This window comes from Streptomyces sp. NPDC058671, from assembly GCF_042716475.1.
GTDB lineage: Bacteria > Actinomycetota > Actinomycetes > Streptomycetales > Streptomycetaceae > Streptomyces.
Map to the genome: position 1 here is coordinate 1 of NZ_JBHXSA010000051.1, position 13,156 is coordinate 13,156.

Consider the following 13,156-nt stretch of genomic DNA (forward strand, 5'->3'; position numbering starts at 1 on the left):
CCCACGTGTGGTCACGGATCTGCCCTTCGGCTTCCTCCGCCAGCTCTTCAACGACCCCTCGTATATCCACACCCGTAATCCTAAATCCGTGCTGAGCAGCGGGAGCGCGCACGGGGCCTGCCGGTGATCCAGATGATCGGCCGGACAAGTCCTAGTCGAGCTGCATGCAGACGGAGGGCTTCAGGTAGCGCTCGGCCACCCATCCGGTGGTGCCGGCCTTGATGCCGGAACGTGAGCCCTCGGAGAGCGTGACCCGGTACCAGCCGTTCGACTTGCGGTCGACGTCGATCAGGTCCCCACGGGTCAGGTGCCCGAGCGAGGCGTAGCGGGTCCCCGCGCCGGAGCGCAGGTTCACGTTCGATTGACAGACCCGCTGCCGCATGACGCTCACGTCTTCGTGAGGGCCTATGGATCTCCGAGGCCAGTCCCGTCTCTTCAGCCTGTACCGGTCAACCCTGACGATCGTCGGGGTACCGGGCTGCCATTCGGCCAGGGCGCCCCGCCTGCGGTGTTCCTACCGTGGGCAGCATGGATTCGATCAAGCGATACAGATGGGGGCGACGGCTACCGATGGCGGTCGCGTCGGCCGGGGTAGGGGCAGCGGCCGTGGTCTGGCTGGCGCCCGGCGGTGTGCTGGGGACGAACGAGCCGGTGCACGTCACTGCGGGCTTCTCGGTGCGGGCCTACCGGGCGCTGACCGGGAGCGTGGCGGACGGGCCGCCGTGGGCTGAGACCGTCCTGGAAGCGGCGAGTGAGGGTACTTTGCTGTTCCTGGGCCTGCTGTTGGCCTGGGTCGGCTGGAGCGCCCTACGCCGCAGGGATAGGGAGGGGCTGGCCGGGATGGCTGTGGCCGCCGCCGGGACCGTCGTCGCCTACGGAATCAGCGAGGCGCTCAAACTCCTCGTCGACGAGCAACGTCCGTGCCGGGCCCTGCCAGGGGTCGTGGCCCTCGCGCCGTGTCCCGCGCCGGGCGACTGGTCGTTCCCCAGCAACCACGCCACCCTGGCCGTCGCGCTGGCTGTCGGCGTGGTCTTGATACGGCCTCGGCTCGCGGCCCTGGCCTTGCCGGTGGCCGGGGCGGCAGCCCTGTTGCGGGTGCTGGTCGGGGTGCACTATCCGCACGACGTCCTGGCGGGCGCGGCGCTCGGCGCGACGGCCGTGGTAACCGTGCGGCTCCTCGTACTGCCGATTGCCCTGCGGGCGGTGTCAGCTTTCCTTGTAGGGCAGTCGGTCGGACGGCACCGGGACCATGCCGGCCTCGTGCGCGACCACGGCCGCCGCGGCCCGGTTGTCGACGCCGAGGCGGGCGAGGATCGAGCTGACGTGGGCTTTCACCGTTCCCTCCGCCAGGCGCAGGCGGCGCGCGATCTGCCCGTTGGAGAACCCGCTGCCGAGGAAGCCGAGCACCTCCCGCTCCCGCGCGGTCAGGGCCTCGACGCGGGCGCGGGCCGCGGAGCGGCGGTTGGCTTGGGCGCCCGCACCGCCGGCGGCGAGATGCGCGACGACCCGGGCCGCGACCTTCGGTGACAGGTAGGCGGCGCCGTCGGCAACCGCCCGGATACCGGCGATCAGTTCCTCCGGCTCGCCGGACTTGATCAGGAAGCCGGCGGCACCTTCGCTCAGGGCGCGCAGGATGTACTCGTCCTCGCCAAAAGTCGTCAGCATCACAACCCCGGTTTCGGGGACCGTCCTTCGTATCTCGGCGGCGGCTTCTATGCCGCCGGTCCCCGGCATCCGGATGTCGAGGACGGCCACCTGCGGGCGGTGGCGCTGAACGAGCTCCACCGCCTGATGGCCATCGGCTGCCTCGGCAACGACGGTGATGCCGGGGTCGGTGGCAAGGACTGCGCGGACGCCTGCGCGGATCATGGGCTCGTCGTCGGCGATCAGGATCCGGATCATCGGACAGCCTTCCCGGTGTAGTTGTCGGTGGAGACCAGGAGTCCGGCCCGGAAGCAGAGACGGTAGATGTCCCCCGAGCGGTCGTCGAACGGGTCGGCGGTCTGTACGTAGAACTCGCAGGCCGCATCCTGCGGTGCGGTCGTGGGCGCGGCCGGGCGGCGCGTGGTCTGGCGCTCGGGCAGATACCGCGCCATGTCCGCGCGTGGCTGGCCGACGTGCAGGAGGGCGTAGTCCTGCGGGGCGAGTACCGACTGCCGTGCCGTCACGGTGTCCCACGCTCGCACTCCGCCGATGAGTAACGCGGAGGTGCACAGCGGCACCAAGACGGCCGCGGCGGCGGTACGGCCCAGTCGCCGACGGGCACTGCGGTGCTCAGAAGGTAGGACGTCACCTGGATCGCCGGGCTCGGCGCGGCGTGGCGGGGGCACGGCCCCGGGACGGTGCGGGAGCGTGGCCCGGACGGCGAACCCGACGCCCTCGGGGCCCGATGTGAAGGTGCCACCGGCGAGTCGGACGCGTTCGTCCAGGCCGATGAGCCCGAAGCGGTGGCCGTCACCGGGTGCCGAGGCCCGGGACTCTGGTGCGGTACGGGCGGCGCGGTCATGGTGGGCCGTAGAGGCGCTGGGCACCGGCTCGTTCGTCACACTGGCCTCGGTCCGTCCTTCCGCGTGCCGGACGACGACGTTGGCCCGGTGCCCGGGCGCGTGTTTGGCAACGTTCGTCAGCGCCTCCTGGACAACGCGCTGCACGGCCCGCTCGATGACCAGCAGCGCGTCGCCAGCCGCCGCTTCGCCCTCTACACGCAGCCGGACGTCAAGCCCCGCCGCGGCCGCCCGGTCCACCAGGCCCTCGAGTTCGGTGAGCCCGGCGCCGGGCTCGGGCCCCGGAGCCAGATCCGATGGCTCGCGCAGGACACCGATCACCTCGCCGAGCCGGTCGACGGCGGCTCCCGCCCTGGCGCGGATGTCCCGGGCGGTGGCCCGGTGGTCCTCCGATAGACCAGGGGCCAGCTTCAGTGCCCCCGCGGACAGGGCGATAAGGCTGAGGTCGTGGCCGAGGAGGTCATGCATGTCCTGCGCTATCCGGGTCCGCTCGCGCAACCGGGCTTGTTCGGCGACCAGATGCTGTTCCCGTTCCAGCCGCGCGGCCCGCTCCCATCCGGCCCGGACCAGTTCGCGGTACTGGCGCAGGAACCGGCCCGCGAACCACGGCAGCATCGCCGCCACGAGCAGCAACCCCACGAACTGGCTCGCCCAGCCCAACCACGCCGGCACCAGGAGCACAGCCACCACGGCGGCCGCGAGCACTCCGATCAAGGCTGCCCCCGTGCTCCGGTTCCGCCCCGGCTGCCAGCCCGCAAAGAAGGCGCAGACCGCCGCCGGTATGCCCCACCACAGAGTGGCGACACCTGTGCCAACGGCCGCCATCGCCCCGATGAAGAGGCCTGCGGACAGTACCGGTGCCGGCACCCGGACGATGATCACTGTTCTCACGGACGCGACCCTACGGAACTCCGCCGCCCCGCGGCACTGCCGAAAGTCCACTACTGCGGGCCCGGGATCTAATGCCCTTGCCGAGCAGGCCGGATCAAGGACTGCTTGACAACCATGATTGGGAATCAGTCACATCTGGCCAGGGGCCGGCGGCATGGGCGGGTGGCTACAGCTCGAACTGGATTTGCTCGATGTCGGTCAGCTCGACGTCGAGGCCGTGGGCGCGGTGGCCGCCGTCGCGGAAGTAGACCTCACCGAGGGCGTCGGCCGTTGCCCGTTGCAGCTCGCGGTCGGTGGCGCCTTGCTCCTGGGCGTCGAGAAGGCGGGCGGCGTGGTGGGGCGGGAGCGCGAGGGTGAGGTGGCGCAGGCGGGCGTCGTCGGTGGTGCCGGGTGCGGCGGTGAAGCCGAACCGGGCCCTGACGTCCACCATCAGGCCGGCGGATGTGGCGGCCGCTTTGCGGGCCTTGGCCCGGATCTGTGGCTGCCAGCGGCGGCGTACTTCGGCGGCCATGCGGTCGGCCAGGTCGGCCCGCGGCTTTTTGATCTGGTCGCGGACGTAGCGCTCGATGGTGCGCTGGGAGACGCCGAGCAGTGCTGCGACGTCGCGGGTGCTGCCGTGGTGTTGCTTGACGAGGTAGCGGACCTGGGCGCCGGCGCTCTTCGGGATCGGCCGGGTGAACGCGCCCGCGAGCGCGCCGTGCAGGGCTGCGTCGATGGTCATGTGCGGTCCTTCGGTGAGTGGTCGGCGGGGCGTGCCGCGCGAGGGACGCCCCGGCTGTGACAGACGGTGTGGCGGGCCCTGTGACCGGTGTCGTGGGACGGCCGGTCACAGGGCCTCTGCGGGCGCTGCGGGCGCCGGGTGAAGCCGGGGTGCTGTACGTCGATCTGAGGATCGATCAGCACCCGGGGCGACCAAGGGAGACTTGGCAGGGGGTGATCGTCCGGGAGATCGCCGTACAGCGGCCTAGAAGGGTGCGGGTTCGGGTTCCGCTGCCTGGGCTGCGGCGATGGCGGCGTCCCGGGCCCTCTCCCATTCGGCATCGGCGTCAGCCTTGGCGCGCTCCGCTTCGATCTTGCATCGCCCGCAGAGACCAGCGGTCTGCAGGGCCCGCCCGCACCCCTTGCCGTGGAGACCCGGGCAGTCGCCAACGTCCACGGTGACGGTCGGCTCGACGCAGGCCAGGCTGAGCATGCCCGGAGCGACGACGCCGCGCCCGCATCCGTCGGCGCAGGTGGGCTGTTCACCCCCCAGGCAGACGGCGCACAAGTCCGTGTCGGGCAGGGCAAGGCGGGGGCACATGCCGTCGTCCCCGGCGCAGGGTCGGTGTCGGCCGGCACCGGAGACTTCCGCCTCCAGGCGCAGGCGCTTGTCCGTCCAGGATTCCGGGACCGGCGTCTCTTCCGAGTCGCCCGGCCCCTGTCGAAACAGGTCGTACTCACTGGCCTGCTGGGCGGGGATGGGCCGGACCCCGGCGGCCGGGCCGACCGCGAGCAGGCGAAACTCGCGCAGTCCGTAGTCCGGGGGCAGCCCAGCCCTTCTTCCGTCGTTCGATGGTCTTCCGGGTAGGGGGACGGGCCACAACCCCAAAAACCGCGAAAAGGAGACACCGACCCGCGGCCTGCGGTACAAGCACAACCACCCCCAGACCCAGCTCACGCACCCCTGGCAGCCCGGTTTCTGACTGCCGCCACACCAATCAGTGCGGGAGTGATCTGATCAGGGCATGACTGACGAGCACTGCGTGACGCGCCACCACATCGACCTGTGGAACGAACGCGTGCTGCCGGACGGGGTGGCGCCCGTCAGCTTCGGCACGGTTCTCCGGGGTTCGATACTGCCCATCGTGGTCTGGCTGGGCATCGCCGCTTTCGTGTACTTCATCTACAACCCAGTCGTCGCCGCGGTCGAAGGAGGGCTCTTCCTCGCCTTCTTCCTGCTCGGCTTCACACTCCGAAGAAGATCCGGACACTCCCCAAAGTGCAGCCTGTACGCCGCGACAGGCGGAGTACTCGACAAGTCGATGGCCGGGTTCTGAGACCAGACAACAACGGCCCACCCCCAACCCCGGACGCCGGCCGACCCACCCCATAGACACCGCACCCCGCTGTCCAGCAACAACACCCACCGATGACACCGAACACACCGCACCACAATGTCACCACCAGAAGCCAACCCACCCCCGACCAGCACGAACGACACCCCACCCCCGATGACAACCACCGCAGCGCCCCAGTGACAATCACCCGCGGTGTCGCACAGGCAAAACACACCCTGAAAACCCTGTCGCAACCACTGCAAATCACACGACGCCCATCAAGGCGCCATACGGCGATCTGAGCCACGATCAGGACCCCGGGTGGCCGAGGAAGACTCGGAGCGGGTCCAGAGGGGCGTAGATCGCCGTACAGCGGCCTAGAAGGGTGCAGGTGTGGCTTGCGCTGCCTCTGCTGCGGCGATGGCGGCGTCCCGGGCCCTCTCCCACTCGGCGTCGGCATCGGCCCTGTCCCGCTCCGCTTCGATCTTGCAGCGCCCGCAGAGTCCGGCGGTCTGTACGGCGCGGCCGCACTTCTTGCCGCGGTGGCCGGGGCAGTCGCCGATGTCCACGGTGGCGGGCGGTTCGTCGCACACCAGGCAGAGTTTCCCGTCCGCGACCACGCCGCGGCCGCAGCCGTTGGCACAGACCGGCTGCTCGCCGCCGAGGCAGACCGCGCACAGGTCCATGCCGGGCAGGGCGAGGAGCGAGCACATGCCCTCGTCTCCGGCGCAGGGCCGGTGCCGACCGGTACCCGCAACCTCCGCTTCCAGTTGCGCGCGCTTCTCCGCCCAGGACGCGGGAACCGGTGTCTCCTCCCGGTCCGCCGGCTGGGGTGCAGCGGGTCGTACTCCCCGGCCTGCTGGGCAGGAATCGGTCGGACACCAGCGGCCGGACCGATCCGGAGCAGGTCCCGCATTCGACGGCCGATGATCGCGCCGACCGTGGTCCGCAGCGGTTGAGGCAGCGGACGGGCGAGCAGGGCGTGCCTGATCTCCTGCGGGGTGAAGCCGGTCTCCAGCATCCCGGTGACCAGCAGGCCCTGATCCCGCAGCGTCTCCGCGTGAGTGATTGACGACTGCGGCGCCTCAGCGGCGACCGCTCGCAGTCCTCGGCCTGGTGCTGGCGCACAGCGAGAAGGGGTTGGGGCGGCCCGGCGGTACTGCTCCCAGAGCGCATCTGGGCGCCGGGCCTCGCCCGCGCACGCCATATCGGCGCGGGTTGGAGCCGACCCTAGCCCCTGTTGACCAAGCTTCGCGCCCCCGTTCACCGCCTTCGTACGGTCAGTCCTGGGCAGATGTGGTGCCGGGATCGACCGGGCCGGGGCCGAGACGCCGCCGCCGGGCGAGGCGGGCCTCCAGGAGCCCGTCGGGCGGGAGCTCTGCCTTGCCCTGGCGGCGGCGTACGAAGGGGCTGGTGCTCCCTGCCTGAGCGATCCCCGTCTTACCCTCGGGCGTAAGCCGCTGCCGCGTACGACGGCCTGGCGGATCGTCAACGGTAAGGCTCTGCCGGCGCCTGCAGGCGGTCCGGGTCGACCGCCGCGGCCGGCTGCGGGGCGCTGCCCTTCCTGACCTGAAGGGGCAGGCTGGGGGCTATCCGAGCCAGACGATGCTCAAGACCGACAGGCGGTGGGTGAGGCGGTTGACCGTGTAGACGACGGAGAGCTGTCCGACGGATGCCGCGCGGACGTCCTCGCCCTCTGGGTCTCCGGGGTTCCACTGCGGCCAGCCCCACGGGGAGCGGACCGCGATGTCCAGCAGGTCGCGGACCATCTCCCGGGCGGGGTCGGGGAGCGCGGTGAGCGACTTGGCGGCCTGCGGGGACAGGCGCGCTGCCCACGGCTGCTCGGTCACGGGCGGCCGCCGAGGACGTCGTCGAGGTCCACGAAGTCGGAGTCGTCTTGTCCTGCGTCCATGAAGGCATCCACGTCCCCGGCGGCGGCGGCGCGCAGCTGCCAGGTGCGTACGACCTCGTGCAGGGGAGTGAGGCTGAAGGCGTGCCGGGCGTCTTCCAGGGCCTTGGCCCAGTCCCGCTCGAACGCCGGGACCCACGTCTTTGCCCGGCGGTCCGCGCGCAGCTGGGCACGCAGCTCGGCCGGCGCGCCGGGCGCGGGAGCGTGCGGCATGGGGGGTGCGTGGTCGGGCTGGGCACTCATCGGCTGTTCCTCCCGGCGGCGGGTCCTAGCGCAACGGTACGCGCGTCGGGTCGTGTGTGGCATGGCGGTTGTCTCTCCGGGCATCCCGCGCTTGCCCGCAGTGGTGCGGGTGGGTATCGCGGGCCTGGGTGGGGACCTTGGCCGTCAGGGCTGTTCCCGGCGCGGGCGGGGATGCAGCGGCGGCGAGTGGCGGTGCGCGTCCTGCCGATCGGCATCGTAACGTCTGCACCGACCCTTGTCGGGCGCTTCGGCGTTCCTCAACGACGCGGGGCCTCGCTACAGCGTCGATGCCTCGGCTGAAGGGCGCAGCTCTGCGTCGGCGTCGGGCAGCGGGGCCTGGGCCTGCTGCCCGGCGGGGGGATCCCCGCCCCGGACGGCTACACGGTTGGCGGCAAGAGGCTGCGGCGTGCGCTCGCCTCGGCCTCGGGACAAGACGGCCCGTTCGCGGGCCTCGCGCATCGCGTCGTTCGTCGTTTGGTGTCGGGATCGCGGGTGGCTCCACTGGCGAGTGGCGTTTGGCTGTTCCTGCGAGGTCTGCGGGCGGGCCACTGACGGCGGATCAGAACCTGCGCTTTGTTGCGGGTGCGTCGTACGGTCGCCATGGCCCCGACAGGACGGGCGTCCACAGCCGGTCTCGCGTCCCTTCGCACGTGCGCGGGACCGGCTCTCGATCGGCACTCACTGTTTCCCAGCTTCGGGGAGACCAGCCCGCACAAACACCGCTGGTGCGGGCCGGTCTTCCACCCGGTCGGGCCCTGCGGGAAGGAGAGTCTGCGGGCCCGTGAGCGGCCGTTCCATCAGCCGGGTCCCTCCGCCGGGCGTGATCGGGCCGGATGGGCTCGTCGGCTGGTCCGGCGAGAGGGCAGAGCGGTGGTGCGCATCGTTCCTGCCGGCTCTCTCATGCCGCCTGCGTTCGCGGCGGGTCCGGCTGCGGAGCTGCACTCCTTGGATGTGATGTGCCCGTGGAGCCGTCTTGCAGGCGATCTTCGGACAGGCCCGTGGTCGGTACAAGGCCGGCTCGAGGAACGCGGAGGAGAGGGAGTACGGCAGCACCGCGGGGACGGCATGCGGCCGATAACTGTGTCTTGCGGTGAACGCAGGACGAGCAGACGCACGCGTCGGACTCGACGTGTTCCGCGAGCGCTTTGCACTGCAGGCACCCGCAGTTAGCGGACTCCTGGGGGGCCCGTACACGCCCCGGGACTAGAGGCTGCGACGCTGGCCAGGCGCCTGGGGTATGGGACGGATCGCGGAAGTGCGGGGGCGAGGGAGCAGACGTGGTGGGGGCGGGGCCGATCAGGACTCGCATGAACGCCGGTAGGTCTCCCTCTTCCCGCATGGCGGTGATGTCCTCGCACTCGGCTCAGAGCATGAGCTGCGTCCCGTCAGGCCTGTCCGCGCGGGCGTGCCCGGGCCTCTCTTCGGGGGCTGGTGGCACTCTCTTCCCCCTTGGGCCTCGTTCTCGCACGCCGGAGGTCTGCGCCGGTGGCTGCGGCCGAGAACGGGAGGAGGGGCAGCTGTCTCGCCCGGGGGGATGAAGGGCCTCCCGAGGTGGTGCGCCGGTCCGCCCGGCGGCACGGGAGGCTTCTCGGCCTGCTGCGGTGGCCTGGCCGGGGTGGCGGGCACGCTGCTCGCCGCCACCGCGGCAGGGGGGCCGCCTGGGGGCGAGCCGGGCCGTAGCGGCAGCGCGTGGGGTGCGGTACCGGCGGCTACTGGCCCGGGGTCCGGCCGCCGGGGGGTGCTGGGCGGCGGACTGCGCCTGGTCCTGCTGGTGGGGTTCGTGCGGCCGACACGGTGTCGCGGTGCGGCCCTGGGCATCCTTGCGGAAACGGTCGCGCAGCTCTGCAAAGCGCCGCTCAACGGCCGCTGCCGCCTGCGCCATTCGCTCCGTGTTCTCGGCGGCGAGCTGATCGAAGTCGATGTCGGCGCGCGGGGCTGCTTCGAGGTCGGCCACGTCGATGGGCTCGGCGCTGTCCGGGGCCGGTCCATCGCCGATCCGCTGATTCAGCCGCTCGATCAGGTCTCTTTTGTGCGCGCTGAACTCGGACCAGAATTCGGAGTACGGGCTCTGGGGTGTCTCCTGCCATATGCCTCGTCCCTCGTCCTGTGGGGGCGGCGGAAGGTCGGCGGAAGGTCGGCGGAAGGTCGGCGGAAGGTCGGCGGAAGGTCGGCGGAAGGTCGGCGGAAGGTCGGCGGAAGGTCGGCGGAGGCGAACGACTGCACCCAGCCGTCGAGGTCCGCATTCGCGGTGACGAAACGCGGATCGTTGGGGACGGGCCCCAGCCGCTTGAACTCCCGGTGATCCAGGGTGTGGGCGGGGCCGGCCAGGTGGTCCAGGGTGGTGTCGCTGTAGTCGTGACGGACCACGAGCAGATGGTCGGCTGCGCGGGCGAGTTCCAGAAGGGGCAGGCGGACGGCTGGATCGCGGAGCTGGTCGGCGTGTACGGCCAGGACGCCGCCGAGCGTGGGGCCGGGCCGGCGCGCGGCGGCGCGGCCGGAGATGACCGTGCAGTGAACGTCGGGCTGGAGGGCGGCGACGGTCGCGCTGGTGTCGTCGTGCAGGACGGGCGCCTCGACGAGGGTCAGCGGGGCCTGGACGCGGGCGGCGAGAGCGGCGGCCGCGGCAACAAGGGTCTCCCGTCCGCCCATGCCCTGGTCGTAGGTGACGACTCCGCCGCCGTCGGCCACGAGCGTGGCGATGGTCTGCGCGATCAGGGGGTGGAGCAGCACGTTGGTGTCCAAGGGTCCTCCTGGCGAGGTGGGCTGGTCCGTCCGATCAGCTTATTTCTGGGGGAATTGCGGCAACGCCTGGTTGCAGTCTGTTCCGCCGCGCGCGGCCCGCGCGGGAGGGGACTGGTCACTCGCGGGCGGGGCGGGGGCGCAGGCCTTCGGCAGCTGCCCGCCGGACCGCCCGCGCCGCTCGCTTGACCCGGCCGGGGCGGACCGGACGGACGGACGGGAGTGGGAGGCGATGCTCGGGGGCCGAAGCGGCGACGAGGCGCTGCTTGCCCGCCATATGCAGCCGCTGCTGCGTCTCGGCATGGATGACACCAGCGCCCGGTTCGACGAAGAAGCCTACGTTTCGCTGGACCTGCTCAGTGTGGGGCGGACCAATCGGCACTGACCTGATCCGCTACGGAGAAGCCGGTTTCGCAGTCCGGGCACGTCGCATCGCCGAAGACGTAGGTCATCGCGCTGGCGACGTCTTGGTGCCCGTCGGCGAGGGCGATGTCGTGGAGCCGACGGCCGATGCCATCCATGACCGCGGGACTGGCGGGACGCAGGGGCGCCGTCTCGACGTCATCCCCCGACAGCGCGTAGTCACCGCTCGTGGAGAAGAACCCGCGCTCGCCGATGACGATGAACAGGTTGGCTTCGCAGCCAGGACAGGAGACCTCGTACTCCTCGTTCACGAGGCCCCAGGCGAGGTCTTCACCCCAGCCCACGAAGCCTTCGAAGCTCAGCATGGATTCCAGGAGATAGGCGTACTCATTCCGATCGGACGAAGTCCGGAGGTGTTCATTCACCACTACCAGCAGGGTCTCGGCCTCCGCAGCGTGCTGGGCTCGGACGTCGCCGGCCCCGTGCGGCTGGTCAGAGCCCGCCAGGATCGCACCCGCCAGGTTCAAGGCGCTGACCGCCTGCTCCCGGTCAGCGCGGCCGGCTACGTCGGCCAGCCACGGCAAGGCCGCGAAGCTGGCCGAGTAGACACTGCCTTGATGGCAGAGCGCCGACCACAGATCGTTCCAACGCTCGGGGCTCGGCTCCGAAGCGATCTGATCCAGCAGCACCGGTATGCCTTCCGCCGAGCCGTAGGCATGGCTGAGTTGCGCCCAATCCGTCATGCCGGAATCCAAACAGGTCAGTCCTACCCGCCGCGACTCCGGCCCTCGGACAGGGAAAGCTCTGACCTGCACGGTTAGGGTTCGATGTCCCGAAACCGGTAGTCATCACGCTTCGATGGCAAACGAGCAAGATCCGATGGCAGAGGACACGGTTCTGGGTGACCTGTGCCAGTGATCGCTGATCGATTGCCACTGAAGGATGATCAACGCCAGTTTGTGCCACGTCAGGTTGATCATTCGGTCGATCGACCCCGCGCGGGCCGGGCCGCACACGACCTGGATCAGCTCACGACGGAACGCGCGACCCGGAATCCCACGTCGTCGACCTGGAAAGTCGGGTGGCTGCGGCGCCGCGCGGAGGCCCGGCAACTCCAGTGCTCATCGAACCAACCACCGCCACGCAGCACCCGATAGGCGCCATAGACCTCTGCGTCGTAGACGTCCCAGCACCAGTCCCAGACGTTGCCGAGCATGTCATAGAGCCCCCACGAGTTGGGGCGTTTGCCGCCCACATCGTGGATGCGCTCGTGCGAGTTACCGCGGTACCAGCCGATCTCGTCGAGCTCACCGTAGTGCGGCCCGGTCGTCCCAGCACGACAGGCGTGCTCCCACTCGGCTTCGGTCGGCAGCCGATACCCGTTGGCGGACGCGTCCCACTCGATGCCTTCGGCCTCGGCACGGAAGTGGTACGCGGGCGTGAGACCGGCGCACTGGGACAGGGCGTTGCAGAACCGCGCCGCGTCCCACCAGGAGACGCACTCGACGGGCAACTGGTCGCCAGCGGTGGTACTCGGCCGCTGGCCTGTGATCTGTGCGTACAACGCCTGGGTGACCGGGGATGCCGCGAGCTGGTAGGGCGCAAGCTCGACCGACCAACTGCGCTGTGTCCGCCGGTCCGACAGCGTCACCTGCCCCGGCGGGATGGCGATCATCTCGTTCCCCGTCATCACGTCCATGATCAGAAGATCCTAACGAGACCTGCCAGCGCCAAACGCCAGAGCCACCAACGGTCGTCCTTGGCTGGCACGAACCTGCAAGTCGTCATCGTTCACTGACACAGACAGCCATCGATCACCCTTCAGTGGCAATCGATCAACGTTCACTGGCACAGGTCACTGGGGGTGACGCACTCCGGGAGGGGTGACGCACCGGTGACGCACGCGGTGACGCACTCCGATCGCCGCAGAACATGCTCTGAACTGGGGTTTTGTCTGTGCCAAAGGCGGGAGGGTGACGGGACTGTGCCTTCATACGTGCAGGTCAGACTGCTGATGGAGGGGGAAAAGTGCGTCACCAAGTGCGTCACCGAGTGCGTCACCTCGTCACCGAGTGCGTCACCTCCACCCGGCACCGCTGTACGGCGGGGCGGCTCATGGTAGGCGGGGACAGCGAGGTGAGGGAGGGGGCGAGGCCGAGAGAGGAATCCGCGACGAATGACGGCGCCCCCGCGCAGCCGGGCGGCTGTGCGGGGGCGAGCGGGTGGTCAGTCGGTCGGTTCGGTGGAGATCCGTAGCGGGCGGCCGGTCTTGGTGCGGGGCATCTTCTGCACGTCAACACCGCGGCGCCGAAGGGCGGGGGCGGCCCGTTGCAGGCGGCCGGAGAGGACGGCCGCGGTGCGCGGCCAGTCCTCCGGCTTGGACCGTGTCCTATGTGGTGAGGCGGTCGTTGGGCACGTCATGGGGCGGGGTACGTGGAGTTGGATTGTTCCGGACGGGTTGTGGGAGATCG

13 protein-coding genes and 1 pseudogene are annotated in these 13,156 nt (G+C 70.5%); 3 read left to right on the top strand and 11 right to left on the bottom strand.

The window, feature by feature from the left end; genetic code table 11:
• Window positions 1-151 precede the first annotated feature (151 nt).
• The gene (locus ACFWV2_RS32525; protein WP_384410859.1) at window positions 152-355 is read right to left on the bottom strand and encodes an SH3 domain-containing protein; all 204 of its coding nucleotides are present in this window, start codon (window positions 353-355) and stop codon (window positions 152-154) included.
• A gap of 485 nt (window positions 356-840) precedes the next feature.
• On the opposite strand from ACFWV2_RS32525, the pseudogene ACFWV2_RS32530 reads away from it, so the two are divergent.
• Window positions 841-1,161: pseudogene (locus tag ACFWV2_RS32530) on the top strand (phosphatase PAP2 family protein); the annotation flags it as partial.
• 45 nt (window positions 1,162-1,206) lie between these two features.
• Here ACFWV2_RS32530 and ACFWV2_RS32535 read toward each other — a convergent pair.
• The 4 genes from ACFWV2_RS32535 to ACFWV2_RS32550 all read right to left on the bottom strand — a co-directional run bounded on the left by ACFWV2_RS32535 (window position 1,207) and on the right by ACFWV2_RS32550 (window position 4,695).
• Window positions 1,207-1,902 carry a response regulator gene (locus ACFWV2_RS32535; protein ID WP_384410862.1) on the bottom strand — a complete coding sequence of 232 codons (696 nt, stop codon included), beginning with the start codon at window positions 1,900-1,902 and terminating at the stop codon, window positions 1,207-1,209.
• On the bottom strand, window positions 1,899-3,395 hold the full coding sequence (locus ACFWV2_RS32540; RefSeq protein WP_384410865.1) for a sensor histidine kinase: 1,497 nt from the start codon (window positions 3,393-3,395) through the stop codon (window positions 1,899-1,901). Before ACFWV2_RS32540 ends, ACFWV2_RS32535 begins: the two co-directional genes overlap by 4 nt.
• Before the next feature lie 166 nt (window positions 3,396-3,561).
• The gene (tpg, locus tag ACFWV2_RS32545; RefSeq protein ID WP_384410868.1) at window positions 3,562-4,116 is read right to left on the bottom strand and encodes a telomere-protecting terminal protein Tpg; all 555 of its coding nucleotides are present in this window, start codon (window positions 4,114-4,116) and stop codon (window positions 3,562-3,564) included.
• A gap of 243 nt (window positions 4,117-4,359) precedes the next feature.
• On the bottom strand, window positions 4,360-4,695 hold the full coding sequence (locus tag ACFWV2_RS32550; protein WP_384410871.1) for a hypothetical protein: 336 nt from the start codon (window positions 4,693-4,695) through the stop codon (window positions 4,360-4,362).
• A 424-nt stretch (window positions 4,696-5,119) separates the two neighbouring features.
• Between ACFWV2_RS32550 and ACFWV2_RS32555 the strand changes: the two genes are divergently transcribed.
• Window positions 5,120-5,431, top strand: coding sequence for a hypothetical protein (locus tag ACFWV2_RS32555; protein ID WP_384410874.1), 312 nt, complete (start codon window positions 5,120-5,122; stop codon window positions 5,429-5,431).
• Between the two features lie 377 nt (window positions 5,432-5,808).
• Here the strand turns inward: ACFWV2_RS32555 and ACFWV2_RS32560 are convergent, their stop codons facing one another.
• The 4 genes from ACFWV2_RS32560 to ACFWV2_RS32575 all read right to left on the bottom strand — a co-directional run bounded on the left by ACFWV2_RS32560 (window position 5,809) and on the right by ACFWV2_RS32575 (window position 10,325).
• Window positions 5,809-6,144, bottom strand: coding sequence for a hypothetical protein (locus ACFWV2_RS32560; protein ID WP_384410877.1), 336 nt, complete (start codon window positions 6,142-6,144; stop codon window positions 5,809-5,811).
• A gap of 876 nt (window positions 6,145-7,020) precedes the next feature.
• On the bottom strand, window positions 7,021-7,281 hold the full coding sequence (locus ACFWV2_RS32565; protein ID WP_266901045.1) for a hypothetical protein: 261 nt from the start codon (window positions 7,279-7,281) through the stop codon (window positions 7,021-7,023).
• Window positions 7,278-7,583 (bottom strand): DUF6247 family protein, encoded by a 306-nt coding sequence (locus ACFWV2_RS32570; RefSeq protein ID WP_030557046.1) that lies wholly within the window; start codon window positions 7,581-7,583, stop codon window positions 7,278-7,280. The genes ACFWV2_RS32565 and ACFWV2_RS32570 overlap by 4 nt, the downstream gene beginning before the upstream one ends.
• Before the next feature lie 2,016 nt (window positions 7,584-9,599).
• Entirely contained in the window at window positions 9,600-10,325 is a 726-nt protein-coding gene (locus ACFWV2_RS32575) for a hypothetical protein (protein ID WP_384410882.1), read from the bottom strand.
• Between the two features lie 16 nt (window positions 10,326-10,341).
• Between ACFWV2_RS32575 and ACFWV2_RS32580 the strand changes: the two genes are divergently transcribed.
• Window positions 10,342-10,707 carry a hypothetical protein gene (locus ACFWV2_RS32580; RefSeq protein WP_384410885.1) on the top strand — a complete coding sequence of 122 codons (366 nt, stop codon included), beginning with the start codon at window positions 10,342-10,344 and terminating at the stop codon, window positions 10,705-10,707.
• On the opposite strand, the gene ACFWV2_RS32585 is transcribed toward ACFWV2_RS32580, so the two are convergent.
• Together ACFWV2_RS32585 and ACFWV2_RS32590 are read right to left on the bottom strand one after the other, a co-directional pair.
• Window positions 10,679-11,428, bottom strand: coding sequence for a hypothetical protein (locus ACFWV2_RS32585; protein WP_384410888.1), 750 nt, complete (start codon window positions 11,426-11,428; stop codon window positions 10,679-10,681). The genes ACFWV2_RS32580 and ACFWV2_RS32585 overlap by 29 nt on opposite strands.
• A gap of 281 nt (window positions 11,429-11,709) precedes the next feature.
• Window positions 11,710-12,384, bottom strand: a complete 675-nt coding sequence (locus ACFWV2_RS32590) for a formylglycine-generating enzyme family protein (protein ID WP_384410891.1) — start codon at window positions 12,382-12,384, stop codon at window positions 11,710-11,712.
• Window positions 12,385-13,156: the final 772 nt, after the last annotated feature.